Below are 25,359 nucleotides of genomic sequence, written 5' to 3' on the forward strand. Positions count from 1 at the left end.
TGGATCGGCAATCAGGCGTGTCTGACAGTGCCAATTTTATCAGTACTCACGAGTTCAAAGCCCTTCCAGTCCTCTTTTTGAATGGCTTCGGCAGCGTTTGAAGATAGAAAAGTGTATCCAAGGAGACTTATTTCAAACACGCTGAAAAAGTCCAGCTTGACTTCTTCTCTAATGGCAAGTGATAGAGTGTTTTTTATATCGCCATTATTTCTATAGTTAATGGCTGACCGCTCCAGATTGATAATGTCGACTGATTCTTTTTCTTGCATGACTTGACGGATAAAGTGGTATTTTTTCAAGCACACCTGATCGCCTTTTGGATTGACAATTGTCAGCTCGGCTATTTCCCATTTGCTGGTTTTCATCGATTTAAAGTACGAGAGAAAGCGCTCGCTTACGATATGACCTCCAAACTTGGTTCGGAAGTCAAAGTCATAGCCTTTATCCTTGGTGATGAATACAAGTTTGCTTGGAAGCGCTGCTAACGTCTCTCCCGGTTCAGCGTAATACCAGTCTCCTGACATGCCTTCATTGTAGGCCCGCGCGGAGAAGGACTCAGTCAGTACGCCATCAAGGAATACCGGGGAACTTTTTTCTGTTTTTATCGCCAGTGTGTAGAACATAAAGAGCGTTAATCTATTTAGGCTGCTTTTGATCATCCATCAATCTCGCCTGTGAGCCTGAGCGCTCAATGTTGAGCTCGAAGAAGAGCAGAAAACAGAGACCGCAAGAGGCTGCGCGATTCCTCTTAATCGACTAGTAATGGATATACAGTAGCAGCATCGCCTGTAAAATTTTCGAGTTTGGCGGCACCGATATCTCGATGCGCACCTCGAACGCAGATCCATACCGTTAAAAAGCTAACGAGCTGTCGCGTTTTTTAACAGTAGGTTGATCTCATCATTCGAATGTGTGTAGTGCTTCTTCTGTGGGGAAAAGTCAACAGTTTTGAGCGATTTTGACTTCAGGAGAGGGCTGAGATCGCCATCTTTAACATCCCAAAACTTTAGATATTCAATTGCTTTCATGGACGTTACGAATGCAAGCGAATCCAGCTCTGAAATGAATAGCTCTTTCAAGGTCGGGTGGCCAGAAAGCACCGAGTAATCACGAAGCTCCTTACATTTTTCTATAGAAAGCTTCGTTAGATTTAAATCGCGCAAGGTGTCCATAACTGAAATTTTACTGCAGTGACTGATGTCCAATTCTCTCAGGTTTTCGCATTTCTCTAAGCCTTGAAGTGAGTTCAGGCTCCCCCCGCTTAACCTGAGTGTCTTGAGTTTCGGGGCGGTAATGAAATTCAAGTTTTTATCCTTAATACCTGCGAGCAGAAGATCGGTGACCTGAATAAGATTTAAATCTATTAATTCATTTTTTGCACTGCTGAGGTACAAGGTGCGCAACTGAGGAATCTTTGAGAAGTCAATTGCGCCATGCATATAGGGTGTCATCAATTCTTGTAGCGAGGTGCATACGTAGAGAGGCGAGAAATCAACTTTTCTTAGAATAATATCCTGTGATATGTTAAGCGATTCGATTATGTCATTCTCGGAGAGAGGGCTCAGGTCTAAAACGTTGCTGCTGGACGAGGAGTCTTTTAGGACTCTGATCCTCTTGTAGCCTTTTTTTTGAGCATGCTTAAGTCCGTCAGCGAAAAAAAGCTCTGACACTTCCAGGGATTGAATATTCTCGTTGTAGGCGAATTTTTTCATGTCATACCTTTCCGCATCCTTTGGATGCTTTGAATTCTTTGTCTAATTTATTTGCGAGCCTGTTGACCTTTCTTTGTGTCTTGATATCTGCGGCATCATAAAGTTTTTTCCCTGGGGAGTTTTTCAACGCGTCATTGGCAAATGCTGGCGATTGACGTGCATCGTATTTCTCCATTAATCGATGCTCAACCATAAAGCCAAGCTTACTATTTCCATAGTCCGCGTGAGCGAATTTTGTTGCATTTGCGCGACCTGCTATGCGGGCGCGCATAGAGCTGAGAGCTCTATTTCTCGGGCCTTTACCGATATAAGATGTTGTGCCGTCAGTGAATATGTAAGTGCCTGTCCATCCTAGTGTATCGTCTCAAAATTAACTTCTCTCATGCCTGCGTGGTCATTGCCGCGCGGGCTCGCTGTATTTTGTTCAAAATGTCTTCTCCCTTGGCGTTCCAAACGTAGCGAGTCGGCTGGGCATTTCGTAGTGCCAGAAATGTGGTGATTGAGCTTTCCAATTCGCGAATCGAGCTGAAACTACCGTCGCGCAGGTATACCGTGATGTCACGAAAGAAGCGCTCAACCATGTTCATCCACGAACTTGAGGTCGGGGTGAAATGCATATGGAAGCGCTTGTGCTTTTCGAGCCAGGCCTTCACTTTCGGATGTTTGTGCGTGGCGTAGTTGTCGACGATCAGGTGCAATTGAAGGTGCCTGGGCGTTTCTCGATTGATTTTCTTGAGGAAGTCCAGCCACTCCTGATGCCGGTGTTGGCGCTCGATAGAACTGATCAACCTCCCCTCAAGGTAATCGAGCGCAGTGAAGAGGGTTACGGTGCCGTGACGAATATAATCGTGCGATTGCGTGCGGATATGGCCGATGCCCAGAGGCAGTCCCGGCTGGGTACGCTCCAAGGCCTGAACCTGACTTTTTTCATCGCAGCACAGCACCAGTGCCTTGTCTGGCGGGTCCAGATACAACCCGATGACGTCCCAGAATTTCTCTTCGAAGTTGGGATCGTTGGACAGCTTGAACGTACGAGTCAGGTGCGGCTTTATGTCATTGGCAGCCCATATACGCTGGACGCTGGCCGGAGAAATACCTGCGACTTGCGCCATGCTTCGGCAGCTCCAGCGAGGTTGGCCAATACGAGGTTGAACCACTTGCTCAAGCACTCGAGCCATAGCGTCTGGCGGCAAGGATGACTTACGTCCGCGGCCAGGCTTATCGATCAAACCGTCTAGTCCCTGTTCTTGAAAACGCTTGCACCAAAGAGTGACTGAGCGAAGAGAGAATCCAACCAGGCGGGCTATCTCAACCCTTGAACAACCTTGAGCAGCTAACAGGATGACCCTCGCGCGGCGACCGTCACGCTGACTGATGGTGGCTGATCGTGTGCGACGGCTCAGCTCGGCGCTTTCTTCAGGACTCAGGACGATATCTTGGGCGCTCATTTCTTCGCCTCCAACGGTGTAATCAACGAGCAAGCATAGACGATTTTACAGAGCATTTATTTTTGAGACAGTACACTAGCGGATCAATAAACGTAAATGGATTTGGCCCATAAGTGTAGAAATTAATCCCACCCGCCAACCCAATCGGGTCCGGCGTGGTAAACCGCCCGATGTCCGGATCATAAAACCGAAAGGTGTTGTAGTGCAGCCCCGTTTCGCGGTCAAGGTACTGGCCCTGGAAGCGCAGGTTCTGTTCTTCGAGGTAGTAGGGCTCGCGGATTTCTTCGACGGTGTTGCCCCAGACCCGATAGCGGGCCTGCCAGACGGTGTGGCCGTCGATTTCGGTGAGTTGTTCGGGCAGGCCGTTGAGGTCGTTGTGGTAGTAGCGGATTTTTTGCAGGGCGCCGTTGCCGTCTACTCGGGCCAGGGGGTCGTAGCCGTCGTCGGCGTAGACGTACAGGCTGGTCTGGCTGTGCCTGTGTTCCTGAAGCAGGCGCATGCCGTCCCAGGTGAAGCGCGTTTCACCCAGCGGGAAACCGTGGTCGTCGTGTTCGCTCTTGCCGATGCGCCGACCCAGCGGGTCGTAGGTCATCTTTACGATGCTGGTTCGTCCGCCGTGCTCGGTGCGGACTTCGATCAATTGATGTTCCGCGTCGTAGGCAAAGCGCTGCACCTTATTGCTGCCGCTGCGTTTTTCGATCATCCGGCCGAAAGCATCGTAGCGGTAGCGCTTGTCCTGATAGGTCAGCAGTTTGTTGTGCACCACCAGACCTGCGCTGGCGGGCGGGCCGTCGAGCAGGTTGGCGGCGGCGTCGTAGGCAAAGGTCTCGCCTTGGCCCTGAATGCTGTCCTGGCTGGCCATGATGCGGCCGGTAGCGTCGTAGTGCAGCAGTTGGCGCTGGTCGCCGCGCGGCTGTTGATCGAGCCGACCGATCAGGTTGTCCGCCGGGTCAAGTTTTATTGCTCCAATGGCAGTGCTCGTCAATCATAATTTCTGAAAGTTGGTCATTTTCATCATAAATAAACGCATAACTGAGAGGCTTGAACCAACTAGTGGCCCATGTCGATGTGTTAACTATTCTGTTGTCTATCTTATGATCTATTCTCACATATCGATCGTAGGGTGGGGTTATCGAGATGTATTGAGTGTGAGTCTCGCTGCTGTGAATTTCGCAGGCTGAAATTAATTTGGACTCATTTGGGCTGCTTTCAAATATATGAGCATTAAGTATGTAGGTTTTTCCATCAATCTTCGTGGAAAATCTAACGTTCATCCCCAAGCTATCTGCGTCGCCGCCATAGTTTCTGATGGCCATAACTAGCTCATCGTTCTGATTGAAACCGTAGCTTATAAGATTTTTCGATTTTTTACTGGCGTCTGTCAAGGTTTTAAGCTTTTTTCCTTCCTTTGAAATGCTAGGCACTATGAGTTCGTACGGAATAAATTCATGTGTAGGCCCTAGTGAGTGCTGCCAATAAGTAATTATGTTTTTAATGTCGGCGAAGTATTTGTTTATATGAGTTGCTAAGTCTTTGAAAGCTTCTATTAATTTTATGCATTTTCTTTCAATTTCTGGGTTGTTTGCAATGTTCATTAAGTCTTCCCCCCGCATGCATTGAACGATTTTTTCCAGGAGCCCGTTTCCATTCTGTTGGTGATATTCGAAAGCACCCCTCTGATATTCGCCCCTTTGCGGTTTGCAGATTTTAATATTTTATAGATTAATTTGTCGTTTTCTTTTCCATGAATATGTTTCCCGCCATGATAGTTTCCTGCCGCCTTCGCTAAATCCTTGCCCGGGTGGCCGGGTTGTGCAACTTGATTTGGATGTGTTCCCCAAAGCCGGGCTCCATTTTCAGGTGTGTCTGGAACTAACTTGGCATCAGCAAGTATCTTCCGAGAGCCCGCAGCATAAACGTTAGTCGCATTTTCTTTAACCGCATGATGGGCAGTCTGTCCAGGTGCTAGTGGTCTACCAGACGCCAGCATATTTGCTGCCAGAATTTCTGCACTTAATCCAAATGGATCCACCCACCCAACCGGATTCGGCGCGTACTGATACAGGTTAATCCCACCCGCCAACCCAATCGGGTCCGGCGTGGTAAACCGTCCGATATCCGGATCATAGAACCGAAAGGTGTTGTAGTGCAGCCCCGTTTCGCGGTCAAGGTACTGGCCCTGGAAGCGCAGGTTCTGTTCTTCGAGGTAGTAGGGCTCGCGGATTTCTTCGACGGTGTTGCCCCAGACCCGGTAGCGGGCCTGCCAGACGGTGTGGCCGTCGGTTTCGGTGAGTTGTTCCGGCAGGCCGTTGAGGTCGTTGTGGTAGTAGCGGATTTTTTGCAGGGCGCCGCTGCCGTCGACGCGGGCGAGGGGGTCGTAGCTGTCGTCGGCGTAGACGTACAGGCTAGTCTGGCTGTGTTTGTGTTCCTGAAGCAGGCGCATGCCGTCCCAGGTGAAGCGCGTTTCACCCAGCGGAAAACCGTGGTCTTCGTGTTCGCTCTTGCCGATGCGCCGACCCAGCGGGTCGTAGGTCATCTTTACGATGCTGGTTCGTCCGCCGTGCTCGGTGCGGACTTCGATCAATTGATGTTCCGCGTCGTAGGCAAAGCGCTGCACCTTATTGCTGCCGCTGCGTTTTTCGATCATCCGGCCGAAAGCATCGTAGCGGTAGCGCTTGTCCTGATAGGTCAGCAGTTTGTTGTGCACCACCAGACCTGCGCTGGCGGGCGGGCCGTCGAGCAGGTTGGCGGCGGCGTCGTAGGCAAAGGTCTCGCTTTGGCCCTGAATGCTGTCCTGGCTGGCCATGATGCGGCCGGTAGCGTCGTAGTGCAGCAGTTGGCGCTGGTCGCCGCGCGGCTGTTGATCGAGCCGACCGATCAGGTTGTCCGCCGGATCGTAGTCGAAGTGTTTCTGGGCGGGTGCCGGAAGAATCGGCGACTGGCTGGCGAGCCGGCGTTTGCGTGATCGCAGGCGGCCGCTGCGGTCGTACTCGCTGCGCGTGCTGAGCTGCCCTTGAGTTCGCAGTACTTCGCGGTGCAGCCGGTCGCGCTCGAAGTCGCTGATGACCTGACCGTCCAGGTTGATCTGGTGCAGATGGCCGCTGCCGTAGTACAGCCGGTTGAGCCAGCGTCCATCGGGCAACTGGGTCTGGGTCAGGTTGCCCAGCTCGTCGTAATGGTATTTCAGGCTGCCAGCAGCGCTTTGCTCGTCCAGCAACTGACCGAGCGCGTCATAGGCAAAGCCGAGTTTCTGTTCCTCACCCGACGTGCTGGCAAACGCGACCTCGGTCAGGTCGTCCACCGGGTTGTACTGATACTGCGTTCGGCCATCGTCCGTAACCTTGGCGATCAATCGTCCTACGGCATCGCGCTCCAGGTGATGGACGATGGGGGGAGTCGGTTCGTTCGGCACCACGGCCAGCCCGTTGCCGAAGGGGGCAGGGGAATACGTCATGCGGATGACATCGCTCAGCGCATCGTAAGCGTAGAGACGAGCGCTGCCGTCCAGATCCTGCTGCTGGGTCAGACGGTCGCCCGCGTCCCAGGCGAAGCGATAGCTTTCACCGTTTTCGTTGGTCAGAGCCTGCAGGCGCCCATAGGCGTCGTAACTGAACTGCACTGGGCGGCCGACTGCATCGATGCGTTGGCGCACCTGGCCTCGCAGGTCGTACTGATACCGCGTCGTGTGTCCAGCCGGGTCGATATAGCCGCTGAGCTGGCCGCTGGTGTCTCGCAGATACTGTTCGATGCGCCCGTCCGGCAATTCGCAGCGCAGCAGACGGCCTTGTCGATCATGTTCATACAGCGTGCGTTCGCCCAGCGCGTCGGTCACAACCTGAAGGTAGCCGTGTCGGTCATAGCCGAAGCGGGTCGGATAACCCGAGCAGTCGATGTGTTCGATCAACTGGCCAAGGTCATTCCACTCCAGCGTTTTGTGCTTGTCGGTGGCGTCGATGATCTCGACCGTCTGGCCGCGCTCATCGTAGCGATAGCGCGTGGTCTGGCCCAACGGGTCGATTTCGTGAGTGCAATTGCCGCGTTTGTCGTAGCGATACTGCCAGCTGTTGCCTGCCGCGTCGGTCTCTACCAGCGGCAGCGACCACAATTCCAGCCAAAGAACCGATTCACGACGACCCAAGGGGTCAACCGTCTCGCTCAGGTTGCCAGCGTCGTCGTAGCTGTATTGATACTGACCGCCCTTGGGGTCCACGGCAGCCAGCAACTGGCGCTCATCGTTCCACTCAAAACGCCAGGTATTGGCCAGATTGTCGGTGTATTCGGTGATCTGGTACTGAAGGTTCCAGTGACGAAGACTGACGCGCTGAAGGCCATCGATGACTCGCGTGACGCCCTGGCTCAGGTTGTAATCGAAGGCATAGCGGTCACCGGCGTCGGTCCAGTGTCGAACCACGCGCCACTCGACGCCCTCGATGTGCGCCCATTCATAAAAACAGCGCATTCCTGTGGGCAACTGGTGCTCGACCATGCGCCGACCCGAGTCGTAGGCGAAACGGCGCTGGACCTGCCCCAACGCATTGCGCACCTCGGCCAGATCACCCTGAGCGTCGTAGTCGTAGCTGACCAGTGTTTCGCGCTGCTGGTTGGGATAAAGGCGTTCAAGGTGTTGAACGCGATCTGGCCATTGCGCGCTGTAGATCAGCTCGACTTGCACGATGTCGTCGGTGTCGCGCAGGCGGATCAGCTTTCCAGCATCGTTGTAGTCGAGGTAGACCCGGTTGTCGTTACGATCACCCAACTGGCTCAGGCGCAGCAGGGTTGGGTCGGCCAGCATCGGTTCGAACAATCGATACAGCCCGTCATCACTCTCGATCAGCAGTTGCCCGCTGTCACTGCGCTTGACCGCCAGGCCTTCGCCCGCGCTGAACACTGCGCCGCCCAAGGGGATGGAGCCCATGTCGATACGGCGCGCCTGCTCGTCGATGTAGATAAGGCGTTCACCGCCCTCGGGGTGTGGCTCGATGTGCACGCTGACTTCATACGTCACGCTCCAGCCGGCACCGAGCAGCCCGTCACGTCGTTCGCCACGGCTGTTGTAAAAGCGCTGCCAGTCAATGGGCAGCACGCCCGGCAATACAAAATCCAGCTCGTCCACGCCGCCCAGCACCTTGGCACCGGTCGCCGCGTGCACCGGATTGGGCGAGCCTGCCACGGCGTTGGTGATGGCCCCGGTCACTTGGCTGACAACGAAGGAGTTGACGCCAGCGAGCAACATGCAGGGCAGGTTGGCGCGGAATTTCCCTTTGCCGCCCTTGAGCATCATCAGCACCGTCAGCGCCAGGCCGACGCCAGGTGTCTTGCCGCTGCGGATTTCCCGCACCACCACTGAGCCGCCGCCGATGGTGACATTGGAGGAGACCATGCCGGAGGAAACCACCTTGGCCTCGCAGGTGCTGCGATCGCCACTGCGTACGGCGGGCTGGCCGTTGATGCTGACCTTTTCCGACCCTTCGGCCAGAAACTGCGGCGGCATCGGCGGGTGCTTCATGCAGGCAACCAGATCCAGCGGCTTGGGGACCGCGCCGGGCGCTGGCATCGCGACGGTGGGCTGCCAGAGCTGCGAGAAAAACCCTTTGGCCATGTCCAGAAAGCCTTCCTCTTCAGGCGCGGCAAGGCTTTTCGTGGCCATCGAGTCGGGGCTGGCGGGCGCGGTCTCTTCGTCTTCTACCGCTTCATCGGCGCTGTCATCGCTGTGCAGCGACGCCATCGGGTTCATGTGCGCCGGCACGGCACCGGCTGCGCGTGCCGCAGGGATTGAGTTGATCAGCGTATCGGTGGAGCCGGTAAGGATGGTGGCCTGTACCGTGGGCGGGAAAAGGCCGTTGGCAATGGACTCGCATATACTGCTCAGCCCTTTGTCGGCTCCGGTCTTGCTCATCGCCAGACCGACGATCACCCCCACGACAGCACCGAGCACGCACGCGCCCAACCCGCCGGTCGCCACGGTAATCCCGGTGGCCGCTACCACGGCCATGGTCGCCAGCGAACCAATCGCCGCGTAGGCCGCTACCTCGAGAACGCCGCCCAGAATATCGGCCATCATCGAGCTGTGCTCGAGCCCGTCACCCAGTCGGGCGGCCCACAGCGCGTCAGACATTCAGAGCGCTCATCATGCCAGGGTCAGCGTCTGCTTGAGGGACGCCCAGTGGGCTGCCTCCGCATCGCCCAGCGGTTGAGCCTTCACGTAACTGAGCGCAATCATCTTGCGAGTGCCCGGCAATACGAAGGCGAGCTGAAACTGGTAAACCTTTTCCGCGCCCTTGCTGAACTGGCTGCGCAGCTCGATCCCGTCAATGGACTGATCTGCGCCCAGGCGTGTGTTTTGAACAGGCTGATAACGCAAGTCCTGAACCTGCTGCTCCAACCGCTTCAATTGTGTGTCGAAGTTGCTGTGCAATGTTTCGCCTTCGGCCAGTTGGCTACGACTGACGATCAGTGAAGTGCCCAGTGCCGGGAACTTGAGAATGTTGATCGTGGCGTCCAGCAGCTCGCTCTCGGGCAGTTGGAACTGAAGTTCGTTGATGCGATAAGCCATGGGTTTGAAATCTCGTTATTTAGGCTTGGGAAAAGCGCTGGCGATATTGGCATCGATGGCAGCCTTGACGCCCTGGCCGTCGGGCGCAGCATCCGCGCCCTTGCCGTTGTTCAGGTGCAGCACGCCGCCGGTGTTGAACTGGGCATCGCCACTGGCGTGCAGGCTGATTTGCACGCCGCAGAGGTTGATCTGGCCGCTGGCGTTCAGCTCGATCACACTTTTGCCGCACACCAGCCGCAGGTTTTCGCCTACCTCGATGATGTAGCTCTGGCTAATGCTGTCGGTCTTGTTCTTGCCGACGGCCAGCACATCCTCCTGCTTGACGATGCGCACCCGGTTGTTGCCAATCAGTACTGTCTCGTCATGACCGATGCTCTTGACCCGGTCATGGCCGACCACGTGGCTCTCATCGACCTCAACCACCATGTCCTGATTACGCTCGGCATGGATGTACAACTGCTCCGCGCCTTTCTTGTCTTCCATGCGGATTTCGTTGAAGTTCGCCGGCGTGCCGCCTTTGCTGGAGCGACTTTTCATGCCGCTCTGGGTCGCGTTGGCGGGCAGGTCGTAAGGCACGGTCTGTTCGGCGTTGTACACGCGGCCGGTGATGATCGGGCGGTCCGGGTCGCCTTCCAGAAAGCTGACGATCACTTCCTGGCCGATGCGCGGGATCTGCATCGAGCCCCAGTTCTTGCCGGCCCAGGCCTGTGACACGCGAATCCAGCACGAGCTGTTTTCGTTGGACTGGTCGTGGCGGTCCCAATAAAAATGCACCTTCACCCGGCCAAACTGGTCGGTCCAGATTTCCTCGCCAGCGGGGCCGACCACCAGGGCGGTCTGGGGGCCTTTGACGATGGGGCGCTGGGTGTTGGCCAGCGGCCGGAAACTCTGCTGTGCGTCGATGCAGCTCAAGCCGAGTTCGAACTGCGCACCCCCGCCCGAGCCACCGCTTTCCAGGCTTTCCTGAGCGACGTAGTAGCGGGCGCCGACGATCAGGTATTCGCGGTTCTGGTCCTGGCGGCCGAAGCCGGTCAGGCTGAACAGATGCCCGGCGCCGAGGCCTCGTGCGTTGCCGCTCAGTTCGATGCGTTCGTGCAGGCTTTGCAGCGCTTCAAGTCGGGTGCGGGCGTAATGCTCGCCGTCCTGGCTCTGCACGTAGGTGCCGGGGTAGTCGTACAGCGGATAGTCACCCGCCGTGTGCGGACGTGGCATGGCTGAACGTACGTCGATGCTGGCGCTGGGGCGCTGGAAGTCATAGTCGTTGAGCTCCAGCGAACCGGGCTGGACTTCCTGCGCCAGCCGCCAGTCATTGATGTGATCGCGCTCGCGATGCTGCCCATCGGGCGGAAAGTAGGGCACCGACTCATAGCCGGGCGCCGGTTGATGGGCGCCGTAGGCATCGGCCAGCACCAGCACGTGACGATCTTTTTCGTGCCGGAAGAAGTAGTAGATGCCTTCCTGTTCCATCAGGCGACTGACGAAGTCGAAGCTGCTCTCGCGGTACTGCACGCAGTATTCCCACTCGCGGTACGGGCGGCTGAGGGCGTCTTCGAAATCCGAAAAACCGAGGTCCCGGAACACCTGCTTGATGATCTGCGGGATCGTCAGGTTCTGGAAAATGCGGCAGTCGGACGTGCGGGTCAGCAGCCACAGCCAAGGCCGCAGCGTGACCTGATAACTGGCGAACTGATCGCGGGTCACGTTCTGGCTGCAGCGCGCGACGATGCCATGAAAATAGCGCTGCGCGCCGCCGTCCAGTTGCAGCGACAGGCTCATGGGCTTGCCGAGCAACTGGTTGAGGTCCAGCGAGCCGTCGATGGATGTCAGCTGCAGGTCATAGTTGAACAACCGCCCCAGCTCGTCGCCGCCGCTCATTTCCTTGAGCAGCAGCACGTCCGGGCCGAGCGGGCTGGTGACCTGTGCCAGACGGGTGAGTTGCTGGAAATTCATGAGTGATGTCTTCCTGCGCTCATAAAAGAAATCTCATCCGTACCCTAGAACCAACTGTCATTTTCAATGGGATCCTTAAGGCCCTTGGCGCGTCGGTAGAGGTACAAACCGGTGCGCAAGGCGACAATCACCGCAACACTGATAAGCACCATGAGCCATGTCTCACCAAGGTATTTCTCCAGAAAATGGATGAGGCATACGATAACCAGACCCCAGCCGAAGATGATCATGAGTTCTTTTATCACGCTTCGTTGATCCCCTTGCCTCTCGTCTGCCTGATTGCTTGCATACCCGCTGCAAGAGCCTGCTCATGTTTTCTGATGCTTTTTGCGAAAAGGGGCGTGTAGTCGGAGCGCTCATTCATTAAGCCACGGGTCTTTTATGCCCTTGGAGCGGCGATAGAGGTACAAGCCCGCTCTTGCAATCACCATCAGGACCATGACTGTTACAGCAGGGATCCAGGAATTCGGTAAATAATTTTCCAACGCGTAGTAAAGACAGGCAAAGGGAATGCCTAGCAAAAAAATGAATAGAAACTGTTTAATCATGATTATTCGCACTCCTTTTCTGGCTGCTGGAACACGCATTTACCGACTGCCTTGGCTGCTTGCCATCCCGCTTGGGTAGCGACGATACTTTTGATGGTGTCTTTGTGCGCGGCCTTACGGGCGGCCAGTTTTGCCGCTCTGTTGGCTGTGTTGGCTGCTTGACCTGAAAGCGTTTTAAGCGCTTTAGCCGATTTGTACACACTCTTGCCTCCGGCAATCATGCTAGGCGCGACTGCACCCGCTGCAGCCGAAACTCCAATCGAACCCATGTCGATATCAATACACCGCCATTTGATATCCAGCAGAAAATGACCTTCGTCCCAGTTGTCTTTTATCTGCCCCAAAATCTGAGGTCCCGCCTGCAGGCTGGCATCAATGGTCGCACCGATTGCGGCCTTGAGCAGTAGGCCGCCAAGGAACACTAGGGGCACAAAAAGCCCGCTCGGATCATAGGCAATGGTAGGAATGTTCAATGCATAGCTATAAGCGTTCGGCCCGCTCCTGAAACCAACCGGGTCCTGGCTGGCGTAACGGCCGATATCCGGCAGGTAGTAGCGATGATGGTTGTAGTACAGCCCGCTTTCTTCGTCGTGGTACTGACCCTGAAAGCGGATCGGCTGGTCAGTGGAACCTTGCTCATGTGCAACCGCACGCCAGTCGTCGGGCCTTGCCTGCCAGGTGACCCGGCCGTGTTCATCGCTTAGCTGCAGCGGCGTACCGATATGGTCGGTGTGGAAGAAGCTGAAAATGGGCTCGCCCAACTCGGGACGACATTGCGCCGGCAACGGCTCGCCCGCTGCAGCCATGTCTTTACGAACGGCCAGCAAGTCGGGACTATCGGGTTCGCAATGCTGCTCTAAACGCAGCAAAGGCACAAAGCTGTCCGGTTCATGCACGGTTGTGCGCAACATCCCGTCAAACGCCTCGGCACACTGACGCCCGCCGTCCCAGCCGTAGCGCACCAGACTCAGTGCCTCGCCCACACGAACAGTTTTGGCTATCCGCCGGGACAAGGCGTCGTAGCGATAATTAGCCTCTACACGTATACCATCCGGGCGCTGTCTTTTAAGGCGTACCAGTCGCTGCGCGCCGTCGTACGTCAACCTCAGTCGGCTGCCATCAGGGTCGGTGCGCTCGGTCAGGTTTCCAACGGCGTCGTAGCGGTAAGTGCTGCCCCGGAAGGTTTCTATCCGATTGCCTGCCCAACGCTGTGCAGCCAGATTCAGCTGAGTGGCGTCATGACTGGAGCCGGTATAACCCGAGCGATAGAGCTCGTTGTGTTCATAGTAGGTCTGGCGCTGGGCCGACTCTTCATCATCCGTATCGAGCCGGTTACCGGCCGGATCGAAACGATAGCGCCGCTCAGGAGCGTTGCCCCGTTGGCTGGCCACCATTGCGCCGCTGAGGTCGTAGGCATAGCGAAGGTCCGGGTGCTGGTTGTCGACGACCTGCATCAATTGGCCCAGACGGTCATAACGGTAAGCGCGCTTCCACGCTTCAGTGGCTGCCAGCTTCAGGTGGCTTTGCACCAGGCGGCCGGTAGGATCGTACTCACGTTGCAGATTGAACAGCGTGTCCGGCCCGCCCTTGAGTCGTGCGTCCCGGCAACGCTCGCGATGCAGCGCGTCACGTTCGAAGCCGATCTCGACATGGGCGGCCACAACGCCATGCAGATGCCCCGACCCGTAAGTCAGCCAGTTCACTACAGGCGCGTCGCCATATCGGCTGCTCTCGCGTACGCCCAGCGAATCATGTTGGTGTTCGACGGCGTAAACCCAGCCATCGGCATGCACCTGATTTTCCAAGCACAGATTGCCTGCTTCATCGTAGACAAAGCGTACTTCGCACTCAGAGTTCCGGACCGCTGCCAATCGTCCATCTGGCATCCAGTCATACTGTTCGATGAAAGCTGCTGCGCCTTGAGTGGCAGGATAAGTGGTGCTGAGCAGGCGTCCGTCGAGATCGTGCCGGTAGTGCGTTTCACCCTGATCAGCATCGATGCGCATGATCAGTTCATCAGCCAGGTTATAGCGATACTGCTGGCGACGTCCGTCGAAGCCGATTTCTTCGATGAGACGATCAAGCATGTCGTAGGTAAAGCGTGCCTGTACGCCGTTCTGATTGGTGGTACTGCACAGACGCCCAGCCTCGTCATAGAGGTAGCGCAACTCATATCCTGCCGCATCGCTGGCTCGCAGAAGACGTCCGTTCCGGTCCCAGAAAAACTGTGTGCAATGCCCTTGGTTGTCCGTCATGTGGGTTTGCCGACCCTGGGCATCGTATCGGTACACGAAGCTGGCGCCGTCAGCGAAGCTCAGGCCGATGACCTGGCCAAGCAGGTCGTACTGCGTACGAGACACTTGTCCGGTCGGGTCCGTCTCGGCAATCACCCGGCCTTCGCCATCGTACTCATAGCGTCGAGTCTGGGAGGAGCAGTCAGTGACACTGACGGGCAGGCCGAGGCGATTCCACTGCAGCGTTTTCACGCCGCCTTTGCTGTCGATGATTCGCGTGGGCCTGTCAGGCAGGGCAGGGTCGTCATAGTGGTAACGGGTCGTGTCGTTGGGCGCAACGACACTCACCATGTTGCCGCGCTCGTCACGCGTGAACGTCCATTGACGCCCCATCGTGTCGAGCAAGGCCTTGAGCTGGCCGGTTTCCTCATCCAGGGTTTTGCAGTAGCGACGTTTGCCGGGTGACAGTTCTTCAAGCAGCCTACCTTGACCATCCAGCCGCCGACGCGTTTCGCGTCCCAGTGGATCGCGCATGAGAACCAGGCGACCGAACAAGTCGTATTCGAACTCAGTGCGGCTGCCATCGGCACGAACCAGCGCGGTCCAGCGTCGTTGTCCGGCCTCACCGCTGAACTCGTAGCGCTCAACGCGTCCCAGATTGTCGACCACGTCGGTTGCGTCGGCGTTATAGCGAAACTCGCGAACAAGGCCGTCCGCCTCGCTTTGCTTGATCACCCGACCTTCAGGACCGTGAACATCCCAGGCATAACGCACTTCCTGACCACCCGGTTCACCGTGGGCAATCATGATGTGATTGTTCCAGGCGAACACCCGCACGATCTCGCCCGCCCGGTCGCGTACTGCGATGAGGTCGCCCGCTTCGTTGAATTGATAGCGAACCAGCCAGTCGTGACCATAAGTTTGAGGGTCGAAATGCTCGGGTACCGGGCCGTCCAGGTTGGCCAGAATCACGCCACACAGCCGGATGCCATCATCGCCGGGCCGGGGGTCGCAGGCATGCTGATACACCAGCACGTAACTGCGCCCGGCACTGTCGCGGATGCTGGTGAGAAAACCACGACGGCTCCAGCCGAATTCGGTTCGGTAGCCATTGCGCCCGAATGTCAAATGCAAGCGCCAGATGCCGTCAGGTTGCTGCATGAAGCAGAGATAGCTACTGTCGGCCAGTAAGACTACCGCACCCTCATGGCATTGCAGTTCAGTCGGAACAGCCGCCCAGCGTCCTTTCCAGGCGGGGAGTGATTGCGCTTCGGATTGGATGCCTCCTCGACGCAGCCACAATTGCTCACTCCCGGAGTACAACTCCTTGCCTGGCGTCAGCGCCGGAAACGTGATTCGCCGCCCTTGGGCGTCGATCAGCACGCAGGTATCAGCGTCCAGTTCCAGCACCATGCTTTCGCCCGGTAGCCACCATCCTTGTCCCAGCTTTCCTATGCGCGGGTTGCTGGACAGATAACCGCGCCCAAAACTTAGCGTGTCCGGCGCTGCGAGAGCAAAATCCACTTCTTCGGGCAGCAATTTGCAGCCCAGCATTGGATTGACCGGCTGACCGACGTTCGGCACGCAGGCGGAAACGCGGTCGGCCATGCCAACGCCTGAGCTGCCCACATGCACCGTGGGCGACCCGGTCGCGATGACGCCTCCTGAAACCTTTTCTCCTACATGTGAAACGGGAAGGCCGCTCATATCGATCTCCCTGCCACGTGCAATCGGCTCAACCCTTCAAGCACCGTGCCCAAAGCAGGGAAAGCAGCAGCGACTGGACTAACAGTTGATATCGACATTGGGCGAAAGAATCTCTATTTCGGAGGGGGTGATGCGAATGGTGCTCTGTCCGCAGGTGAGACGGATTTCCTGATCTGCGATCACCTCAATGGTTTTGCTGCCCAATTGAATGCTCTTCCCGTCGAGCGTAATGGTCGAGCCGTCATCCTTTGCGCCCACGCTCAACGTGTAGCTTTCACCCACCGACAATGTTTTCTTTTTGATCACCTGAGTGGTCTGGCTAAGGCCCACAAAGGTATTCATCGCCATGCCGACGTTGAGGCTGTAGCCCAGCCCCACGTTTTCCAAGCGCCCCAGGCCGACATTCTGTAGGGACGCCATGAGAATGGTTTCCGACTTGTTCATGCCAATTTTAACGGTTTCATTGCGATCCACCGTTTTACTGCGGTTGGCATGGACAGTGATGGTTTCGTTGTTATCAACGGTTTCCGTACGGTCGTGTTTGACGTGTACGGTTTCGTCGTTATCGATGGTCTTACTGCGGTCGTGGCCGACCCAGTGGGTTTCATCGTTCTCGACGAGAATGTCCTGATTACGCTCGGCATGGATGTACAACTGCTCCGCGCCTTTCTTGTCTTCCATGCGGATTTCGTTGAAGTTCGCCGGTGTACCGCCTTTGCTGGAGCGGCTTTTCATGCCGCTCTGAGTCGCGTTGGCGGGCAGGTCGTAAGGCACGGTCTGTTCGGCGTTGTACACGCGGCCGGTGATGATCGGGCGGTCCGGGTCGCCTTCCAGAAAGCTGACGATCACTTCCTGACCGATGCGCGGGATCTGCATCGAGCCCCAGTTCTTGCCGGCCCATGCCTGTGACACGCGAATCCAGCATGAGCTGTTTTCGTTGGACTGGTCGTGGCGGTCCCAATAGAAATGCACCTTCACCCGGCCAAACTGGTCGGTCCAGATTTCTTCTCCGGCAGGACCGACCACGAGCGCAGTCTGCGGTCCTTTGACGATGGGACGCTGGGTGTTGGCCAGCGGCCGGAAGCTCTGCTGCGCGTCGATGCAGCTCAGGCCGAGTTCGAACTGCGCGCCCCCGCCCGAACCGCCGCTTTCCAGGCTTTCCTGAGCGACGTAGTAGCGGGCGCCGACGATCAGGTATTCGCGGTTCTGGTCCTGTCGGCCGAAGCCGGTCAGGCTGAACAGATGCCCGGCCCCCAGGCCGCGGGCGTTGCCGCTCAGTTCGATGCGTTCGTGCAGGCTTTGCAGCGCTTCAAGTCGGGTGCGGGCGTAATGCTCGCCGTCCTGGCTCTGCACGTAGGTGCCGGGATAGTCGTACAGCGGATAGTCACCCGCCGTGTGCGGACGTGGCATGGCTGAACGTACGTCGATGCTGGCGCTGGGGCGCTGGAAGTCATAGTCGTTGAGCTCCAGCGAACCGGGCTGGACTTCCTGCGCCAGCCGCCAGTCATTGATGTGATCGCGCTCGCGATGCTGCCCATCGGGCGGAAAGTAGGGCACCGACTCATAGCCGGGCGCCGGTTGATGGGCGCCGTAGGCATCGGCCAGCACCAGCACGTGACGATCTTTTTCGTGCCGGAAGAAGTAGTAGATGCCTTCCTGTTCCATCAGGCGACTGACGAAGTCGAAGCTGCTCTCGCGGTACTGCACGCAGTATTCCCACTCGCGGTACGGGCGGCTGAGGGCGTCTTCGAAATCCGAAAAACCGAGGTCCCGGAACACCTGCTTGATGATCTGCGGGATCGTCAGGTTCTGGAAAATGCGGCAGTCGGACGTGCGGGTCAGCAGCCACAGCCAAGGCCGCAGCGTGACCTGATAACTGGCGAACTGATCGCGGGTCACGTTCTGGCTGCAGCGCGCGACGATGCCATGAAAATAGCGCTGCGCGCCGCCGTCCAGTTGCAGCGACAGGCTCATGGGCTTGCCGAGCAACTGGTTGAGGTCCAGCGAGCCGTCGACGGACGTCAATTGCAGGTCATAGTTGAACAACCGACCCAGTTCGTCGCCGCCGCTCATTTCCTTGAGCAGCAGCACATCCGGGCCGAGCGGGCTGGTGACCTGTGCCAGACGGGTGAGTTGCTGGAAATTCATGAGCAGCCCTGTTCAATGTTCACCCGGAGCAGGTGCCTGGCGTCAGGCCGCTGCATCGCTGAACTCGTAGTGCAATTCGTTATCGCGCTGGCTGATGCGCACACCGGCCAGCGCCTTGCCTTCCAGCATGCGGGTGAGGAATTCGCGGCTCATGTCCGGCAGCAATGTGTTGGTGAGAATGGTGTCGATCATGCGTCCACCACTTTCGGTTTCGGTGCAGCGCGACACGATCAGATCGACGACGGCCTCGTCGTAATCGAATGCGACCTTGTGGGTGCTCTCCACACGTTTCTTGATGCGGTTCAGTTGCAGAACGGTGATCGCCTTGAGCATGGTGTCGCTGAGCGGGTAATACGGAATGGTGACCAGTCGGCCGAGCAGGGCTGGAGGGAATATTTCCAGCAATGGCTGGCGCAGCGCCTTGGCGATGTCTTCAGGGTCCGGGACGTTCAGCGCGTCCTTGCACAGGTGTGAAATCAGCTCGGTGCCAGCGTTGGTGGTCAGCAGGATCAGCGTGTTCTTGAAGTCGATCACGCGACCTTCGCCGTCTTCCATCACGCCCTTGTCGAAGACCTGGAAGAAGATTTCGTGCACATCAGGGTGCGCTTTTTCCACTTCATCCAGCAGCACGACGCTGTACGGCTTGCGACGCACGGCTTCGGTCAGCACGCCGCCTTCGCCATAACCCACGTAGCCCGGTGGCGCGCCCTTGAGCGTCGAAACCGTGTGCGCTTCCTGAAATTCGCTCATGTTGATGGTGATGACATTCTGTTCGCCGCCGTACATGGCCTCGGCCAGTGCCAGCGCGGTTTCGGTCTTACCCACACCCGAGGTGCCCGCCAGCATGAAGACGCCGATCGGCTTGCTCGGGTTGTCCAGTCCGGCGCGGGAAGTCTGAATACGCTTGGCAATCATTTGCAGGGCATGGTCCTGGCCGATGATGCGCTTCTTCAGATGCTTGTCGAGGTTGAGCACGGTTTCCAGTTCGTTGCGGGCCATGCGACCCACCGGAATGCCGGTCCAGTCGGCAACCACCGAAGCGACGGCCTGATAATCCACGGTCGGCAGAATCAACGGGTTCTCGCCTTGCAGATCGCTGAGACGCTTTTGCAGGTCGATCAGTTGTTCGCGCAGGGCCTGGCCTTGCTCGCTCACGACATCGCTGTCGACAACGCCGACGCTGTCGCGCAATTGCGCACGCAGGGCGAGCAGTTCGTCGACCAGTGCCTTTTCGTCAGCCCAGCGTGTTTCCAGTTCGGTCAGACGTAAGCGCTCGGCATCGAGCAATGTCTGGCTGTGTGCCTGACGAGTGCCCGTCACGATACCGATGGCGTGTTCGCGGGCAATGATCTGCAGCTCGGTTTCCAGCGCTTCGATGCGTCGACGGCTGTCGTCCACTTCGGCTGGAACCGCGTGCAGGCTGACGGCAACGCGGGCGCAGGCGGTGTCCAGCAGACTCACCGATTTATCCGGCAGCTGGCGCGCCGGAATATACCGGTGAGACAGCTTTACCGATGCCTCCAGCGCTTCGTCCAGAATCTGTACCTGATGATGCTGCTCCATGGTCGAGGCCACGCCGCGCATCATCAGCAACGCCTTGTCCTCTGAAGGTTCGGCAACCTGCACCACTTGAAAGCGTCGGGTCAGCGCAGGGTCTTTCTCGATGTGTTTCTTGTACTCCGCCCATGTGGTCGCCGCTACGGTGCGCAGGGTACCTCGTGCGAGCGCGGGCTTGAGCAGGTTGGCGGCATCTCCCGTGCCTGCCGCACCACCGGCGCCGACCAGTGTGTGGGCTTCGTCGATAAACAGAATGATCGGCTTGGGTGATGCCTGCACGTCCTCGATCACCTGACGCAGACGCTGTTCGAATTCACCTTTCATGCTGGCGCCTGCCTGCAGAAGGCCGACATCCAGACTGCGTAGCTCGACGTCCTTGAGTGCGGGCGGTACATCGCCAGCGACGATGCGCAGCGCAAAACCTTCGACCACGGCGGTTTTACCGACCCCGGCTTCGCCTGTCAGGATGGGGTTGTTCTGGCGACGACGCATCAGAATATCCACCATTTGACGGATCTCTTCATCACGGCCCACGATGGGGTCCAGCTTGCCGGTACGCGCCTGTTCGGTCAGGTCAACGGTGAATTTCTTCAGCGCTTCCTGCTTGCCCATCGCGCTGGGCGACATGGCGCCGCTGGCCTCGCCCGGTACGGCGCCGGCATTGAAACCGTCGCTGGCGCTCAAGGCGTTTTCCGGCGAGTCGCCCACGTATTCATCGAAGCGTTCGCTCAGGGTTTCGGCTTTCACCTTGTCGAATTCGGACGACAGCCCCAGCAACGCGTGGCGCAGGCTTGGGGTCTTGAGAATGCCGAGTACCAGATAACCGGTACGTACCTGGCTTTCACCGAACATCAGGCTGCCGTATACCCAGCCACGCTCAACGGCTTCTTCGACGTGAGATGACAGGTCGGTGATTGACGTCGAGCCGCGCGGCAGTCGATCCAGCGCTTCGGTCAGATCGCGGGCCAGGCGTGCGGGTTCGACGTTGAACTGGCGGATGATGCGGTGCAGGTCCGAGTCCTGGAGCTGCAACAGTTGATGAAACCAGTGCGCCAGTTCGACATACGGATTACCCCGCAATTTGCAGAAGACCGTGGCGGCTTCGATGGCCTTGTAAGCCACGCTGTTGAGTTTGCCAAACAGCGCGGCGCGACTGATCTCACCCATGTTTACTGCTCCTTGATGTGTGTGCTGGCGTGGTCTGCTCGGCGTAATGCCGGTCCAGAACCAGGTCTTTGGCATCTTTGTCGGGTTGGCCGAGCCAGGTGTTGAAGCCCAGCCGTTGACGTCCGTTGAGTTGAAAGGCGGGGATTTGGGGCTGTTCGAGGATCAGATTCAGATCCCAGTCCAGCTCGTGCCCCAGGTACTCGGCGACCCAGGCCACCAGCTCCTTGAACGACTGACCATCGGGCAACATGCTCATGTAGTCGTCCAGCTTGAGCGGGCCCAGGCAAATGCGGAATTTGTGCTGGCGATCCCAGACGTGGCTGCCCAGACAGAAATCGACGCCCAACTGATTCGAGCTCACGCCAACGCGGCTGCGCTCGGGTAGTTCGAGCCACTGACCGACGTACTCCTCGATCTGCACCGGCAGGCCGAAATATTCGGACAGAATGGCCCGCAGGCCATCCGGGTAGCGGGTCTGTGCTGCGAGGTGACCGCTGAAATGCAGTTTGGCCGTGTCGGCGATCAGCCCTTGTTCAAGCAGGCTCGACATACCGCGCCCGCTCAGCGCCGCAAGGCGTGCTGACCAGTAATCATCGTCCGGCCGATCATGGCTGACGGTAGGGCGTGCTTCGGCCCATGCCCGGTAGAACAGGCTCAGCAGGCGATGATGGAACACGTCCAGAAAACGCTTGCTGGCGCTGTCGGCGTTGTTGCGCTGACGTTCGCGCACATACTCGGTGATGTGCAGCGGCAACGGCCCATTGGGGCCGCCCAGGCCGAAGAAAAACTGTTCCAGGCGTGCCGGTTTGCCGTCGCCGGGCGGCGTCATCGATGCCAGCGTCGAGGGCGCGAAAGCGCTTTCAGGCTGCTGACCCAGGCGCAACGGGTCGTCGGCCAGGCGCACGGAGTGGCCTAACCTGGGCAGGTCCGGTGCTTCGCACTCGATACGGCGCAATGCCTGGAAAAAATCATATTCCCAGGGCTCGCTCTGCATCGCCGTCAATGTGTTCAAAGGGTCGGACGGCGTCCGGGTTTGGCTTTCCATCGCATGATCTCGCCGCGTTCGGTGGTACGTAACACCGTCTCGGTAAAGCTATTGATCGACACATAACGTGTCAGGAAACGCTCGAACACGGCGCCCAGCAGAAATACGCCGGTGCCGCGAAAAGCGTTCTCGTCAAACTCCAGAGTGATCTCCAGGCCACGCCCGAACACGATAGGTCCTGGCATCGGCAGGCGGCGGGTGCAGGGTTTGCTGCTGACCTCGCGCAAGCCCTCTATCTGCAATTGCAGCGCTGCATCGTTATCGTCGCCGTACAGCCGCAGCAGTTCGCGCAAAGCTGCGGCACCCTGACCCTGCTCGCTCAGAGACAGGTAATTGAGTGACAACTGACTGATCAACCGCCAGGCCTTGTTGTCGTGCGCGTGACTGGCACGCGGGCGGCTAGGGCCGGCCAGGCAGCGAATGGCGGAGACCGGCGCACTGTCGGCGAGCGTGAAATCGGTCTTGCCGCTGCCCACGCTCATGAAAAGCGGCAGGTCGCGGTTGGTGCACAGCGCACTCAAGCCCAACTGTCGCAAGTCATGGCGATAGGGGGCCTGCTGACTGTCGACCAGGCTGATGAACGTCTCGCTGCCCACGTAGTTCGAGCGCGTGCCGTTGCGCCGCTGCTCGCTGGACAGCACGCGTGGTTCGCGGCGCAGGATGTAATAGGCCTTGTCGTGGCCATAGCGTGACGGGTCGCGCACGGCATAGAACGGCAGAAACGGCTGGTGCGGACCTGTGCCATGACCGGTCACGCTCTTGAGCGAATGAATCTCGAAATCCATCGGTCGGGTACGGTCGGCAATGGCGTGGTGTTCATGGACACGATCGGACAGATGGATGCGGTCCAGGCGACGCGGGAACAGGTTGATCGCAGGTGTGCAGAACGGGACGAACTGCTCTGCGCCAATGCTGCTTTCCAGATTCTGATCGAAGCTGTTGAACAGGACGATCAGCTCCAGTTCCTGACCTGCGCACCGCTGTACTGCGCGGCTCAGGCACGTGAAGTCGACGAACAGATAGCGCTGGGGCAGGGCGAAGTACTCCTGCAGCAGCCGATAGCCCTGAAAAGCCTGAGGAACCACGGGCAGCGCTGCTTCACGATCATCGAAACCGCAGGGTTTCAGAGCATCGGCGGGCAGACGCTCGACCCAGTCAGCGCCCGGTTGACGCACGAACACTGCACAGGTATTGCCCAGCAGTTGCTCATAAAGACGGAACGGCTGTTCGTCGGCGCCGTGCAGATACAGTGGCAGGTTATCCAGCGCCAGCTTGTCGAATGTCAGTTCCGCCCCAGTGCGTAATGTGATGCGCAGAGCAGCCTTGGCCTTGGGTTCGCTGGCGGCCAGACGTCCGAGCACAGTCGAGGGGTTGCCAAAATAATCGGCCTGGGTGACTTGCAGCGGCCACAGCGCGACCTCATGGGAGGTGCGGTATTCGCAGGGCGTCTGCGAGTCGCGCCCGAGGCTGGCACGCATTACGCTGTCGCGGGGCAGGGTGAAGCCGTCGCTTAACGAACCCTCGTTCGGGTCGGTCTGCATTTGCACCACGGTCATCGACGGCGTGGGTGCGAGGTAATGCGGATAGGCGATTTCCAGCAGGTTGTGGGTGAAGGTCGGGTACTCGGCGTCCAGTTTCAGCTGTACGCGTGCGGTGAGGTAGGCGAAGCCTTCGAGCAGTCGCTCGACGTAAGGGTCTGCGCAGTCCAGACCCGACAAGGTCAGGCGCCCGGCGATCTTCGGGTACTCCTTGGCGAACTCGGCAGCACTCTCGCGAATGTGCTGCAATTCCTGGTTGTACAGGCCCAGCAGGCGCGGATTCATGGGCGTCGCCTCTGCTCGGCGGGCATCACCCGCACATGCCCGGACTCCAGATCAAGCTCGGTGCGCAGCAGCAACGGCAAGGGAACAGGTTGTGCCCACAGGTCGCCCTGGATTTCGAAGCTCATGGCGTTATGGTTCATTTCATCTCGACCGACATGGGCTTTCACGTGCAAGGTATGGGGCAGAATGCGTGGTTCGAATGTGACGATGGCGCGGTGTATCAGGCTCTCGAGCAGGCTCACATCGACACTCGACGCGCTGTTTCCCGCCAGTGCCGGCAGGCCGTAATTGATCACCGATGTGCCCGCCGGGGTATGCAGCGTAGCGTCGGCGTCCAGCAGCGATGTGGTGTTCAGCAGCCACGCCAGATCGCGCAGCACTGACGCCTTGAGCTGGTTCAACGACAACACGCGCTTGTCCGGGCTTTCCTGCGGATTGCCCGGTTCATCGTCGGTCAGGCGGTCCAGCAACGAAGGTTGCAGGCGCTCGCGCAGGGTCAGGTCGTTCACCAGTCAAACAGCGCTGTGTAGTCTTTCCGATCTCCGCTGCCACGCAGACAACTGGCGCTCCGGGCAGTGACCGAAGGTTCGAGCTGTTCTTTGTTGAGGCGTATGGCGCGGTATTCGGAGCGGCACTCAAGGCTGTTCTGCGCGATGGGTTCGACATGCAGCACGATCACGATCGGTACATTGTTATAGGTCTCGACATGCGCCTTGCCGTCGCTGCCGATGCTGAAATGGCAGGGCCATGGCATGTCCAGCGGCAATACGCTGTGGTCCGGTTTGAGCAGGGTGCAGCGCTGCTCGTCGTTCCCCAGCGTGTAGGTTTTTCCGGCCAGGCTGACCTGCACCGGATAGTCATTGGCAGACGTCGGTGTGGCCGGTGCCTGCGCGCAGGCGCACAGGCTGGCCAGCAGGCCGCTCAACAACAATGGCGCGCGAAAAAACAGGCTCATGCCAGCTCCCAGAACCAGATCTGCCGGGCCATGTGCCGGGGATCGTCGTAACGGCCCGCGGTCAGTCCGTATTTCCAGAGGTCGATGTGATCGCCGGTCCTGGCGTCTGCGGACTGGCCCGATTGTGCGAAGCAGTCCTTGAAAAAAACAATGCCGGTCTTGTCTTTGAGCTTCAGCCGGTCCTGAGCCGTGCCACCGAGGATGAGTGGACGCCCCAGATGATGTTTCCACAGCCAGTTGGCCAGTGATTCGGCCCCGCGCGCATGTTCATGCTTGCACTTGGGCTCGGTGTAGGTGGACTTGTTGACTTTGATGGTCCTGTCCGCATTCAGCGTGTAGCTCATGCGTATGGCGCACTGGTTTTCCCAAGGCCCGTCGCAAGGTTTTCCCTGTTCGAACGTTGCCCATATCTTGAGATATTCGTTCCACAAACTGACAAACGAAGGCTTGGCCATGGTTCAGTTACCGCTAGGCATGAAGTTACCAACCGAGCGCTCCCGGCCGACAGGACC

General features: G+C 58.0%; 19 protein-coding genes. All 19 read right to left on the reverse strand.

Going from position 1 to position 25,359, the window contains the following annotated elements; all coding sequences use genetic code 11:
- Positions 1–11 precede the first annotated feature (11 nt).
- Positions 12–659 carry an Imm43 family immunity protein gene (locus tag AC0IXS_RS15415; protein WP_240045229.1) on the reverse strand — a complete coding sequence of 216 codons (648 nt, stop codon included), beginning with the start codon at positions 657–659 and terminating at the stop codon, positions 12–14.
- A gap of 201 nt (positions 660–860) precedes the next feature.
- Positions 861–1,712, reverse strand: coding sequence for a leucine-rich repeat domain-containing protein (locus tag AC0IXS_RS15420; RefSeq protein WP_137203583.1), 852 nt, complete (start codon positions 1,710–1,712; stop codon positions 861–863).
- A gap of 1 nt (position 1,713) precedes the next feature.
- Positions 1,714–1,983 (reverse strand): hypothetical protein, encoded by a 270-nt coding sequence (locus AC0IXS_RS15425; RefSeq protein ID WP_471825044.1) that lies wholly within the window; start codon positions 1,981–1,983, stop codon positions 1,714–1,716.
- Between the two features lie 109 nt (positions 1,984–2,092).
- Positions 2,093–3,160, reverse strand: a complete 1,068-nt coding sequence (locus AC0IXS_RS15430; RefSeq protein WP_137203601.1) for an IS630-like element ISPsy32 family transposase — start codon at positions 3,158–3,160, stop codon at positions 2,093–2,095.
- Positions 3,161–3,182: 22 nt separating this feature from the next.
- The gene (locus AC0IXS_RS15435) at positions 3,183–4,145 is read right to left on the reverse strand and encodes an RHS repeat domain-containing protein (protein WP_471825046.1); all 963 of its coding nucleotides are present in this window, start codon (positions 4,143–4,145) and stop codon (positions 3,183–3,185) included.
- The gene (locus tag AC0IXS_RS15440; RefSeq protein ID WP_137203598.1) at positions 4,111–4,755 is read right to left on the reverse strand and encodes a hypothetical protein; all 645 of its coding nucleotides are present in this window, start codon (positions 4,753–4,755) and stop codon (positions 4,111–4,113) included. Before AC0IXS_RS15440 ends, AC0IXS_RS15435 begins: the two co-directional genes overlap by 35 nt.
- On the reverse strand, positions 4,755–9,275 hold the full coding sequence (locus tag AC0IXS_RS15445) for an RHS repeat-associated core domain-containing protein (protein WP_471825048.1): 4,521 nt from the start codon (positions 9,273–9,275) through the stop codon (positions 4,755–4,757). The genes AC0IXS_RS15440 and AC0IXS_RS15445 overlap by 1 nt, the downstream gene beginning before the upstream one ends.
- Positions 9,276–9,287: 12 nt before the next feature.
- The gene (locus tag AC0IXS_RS15450; protein ID WP_122690152.1) at positions 9,288–9,713 is read right to left on the reverse strand and encodes a DcrB-related protein; all 426 of its coding nucleotides are present in this window, start codon (positions 9,711–9,713) and stop codon (positions 9,288–9,290) included.
- A gap of 15 nt (positions 9,714–9,728) precedes the next feature.
- On the reverse strand, positions 9,729–11,663 hold the full coding sequence (locus tag AC0IXS_RS15455) for a type VI secretion system Vgr family protein (RefSeq protein ID WP_471825050.1): 1,935 nt from the start codon (positions 11,661–11,663) through the stop codon (positions 9,729–9,731).
- A 44-nt stretch (positions 11,664–11,707) separates the two neighbouring features.
- A complete protein-coding gene (locus AC0IXS_RS15460) occupies positions 11,708–11,908 on the reverse strand; it encodes a hypothetical protein (RefSeq protein WP_240045228.1) in 201 nt (66 codons plus the stop codon).
- A gap of 111 nt (positions 11,909–12,019) precedes the next feature.
- The gene (locus AC0IXS_RS15465; protein ID WP_122689510.1) at positions 12,020–12,211 is read right to left on the reverse strand and encodes a hypothetical protein; all 192 of its coding nucleotides are present in this window, start codon (positions 12,209–12,211) and stop codon (positions 12,020–12,022) included.
- Between the two features lie 2 nt (positions 12,212–12,213).
- Positions 12,214–16,152 (reverse strand): RHS repeat-associated core domain-containing protein, encoded by a 3,939-nt coding sequence (locus AC0IXS_RS15470; protein ID WP_122689509.1) that lies wholly within the window; start codon positions 16,150–16,152, stop codon positions 12,214–12,216.
- A 78-nt stretch (positions 16,153–16,230) separates the two neighbouring features.
- Positions 16,231–18,300 (reverse strand): type VI secretion system tip protein TssI/VgrG, encoded by a 2,070-nt coding sequence (gene tssI, locus AC0IXS_RS15475; RefSeq protein WP_449126194.1) that lies wholly within the window; start codon positions 18,298–18,300, stop codon positions 16,231–16,233.
- Positions 18,301–18,342: 42 nt separating this feature from the next.
- A complete protein-coding gene (gene tssH / locus AC0IXS_RS15480; protein WP_471825053.1) occupies positions 18,343–21,024 on the reverse strand; it encodes a type VI secretion system ATPase TssH in 2,682 nt (893 codons plus the stop codon).
- Entirely contained in the window at positions 21,017–22,069 is a 1,053-nt protein-coding gene (gene tssG, locus AC0IXS_RS15485; RefSeq protein ID WP_191954982.1) for a type VI secretion system baseplate subunit TssG, read from the reverse strand. Before tssG ends, tssH begins: the two co-directional genes overlap by 8 nt.
- Positions 22,033–23,892 (reverse strand): type VI secretion system baseplate subunit TssF, encoded by a 1,860-nt coding sequence (gene tssF / locus AC0IXS_RS15490; protein ID WP_471825055.1) that lies wholly within the window; start codon positions 23,890–23,892, stop codon positions 22,033–22,035. Before tssF ends, tssG begins: the two co-directional genes overlap by 37 nt.
- Positions 23,889–24,401 carry a type VI secretion system baseplate subunit TssE gene (gene tssE, locus AC0IXS_RS15495; protein WP_414709196.1) on the reverse strand — a complete coding sequence of 171 codons (513 nt, stop codon included), beginning with the start codon at positions 24,399–24,401 and terminating at the stop codon, positions 23,889–23,891. Before tssE ends, tssF begins: the two co-directional genes overlap by 4 nt.
- A complete protein-coding gene (locus tag AC0IXS_RS15500; protein ID WP_191954983.1) occupies positions 24,398–24,847 on the reverse strand; it encodes a hypothetical protein in 450 nt (149 codons plus the stop codon). Before AC0IXS_RS15500 ends, tssE begins: the two co-directional genes overlap by 4 nt.
- Positions 24,844–25,302, reverse strand: a complete 459-nt coding sequence (locus tag AC0IXS_RS15505) for a type VI secretion system amidase effector protein Tae4 (RefSeq protein WP_122690337.1) — start codon at positions 25,300–25,302, stop codon at positions 24,844–24,846. The genes AC0IXS_RS15500 and AC0IXS_RS15505 overlap by 4 nt, the downstream gene beginning before the upstream one ends.
- Positions 25,303–25,359: the final 57 nt, after the last annotated feature.

The organism is Pseudomonas sp. AC016 (assembly GCF_979253365.1).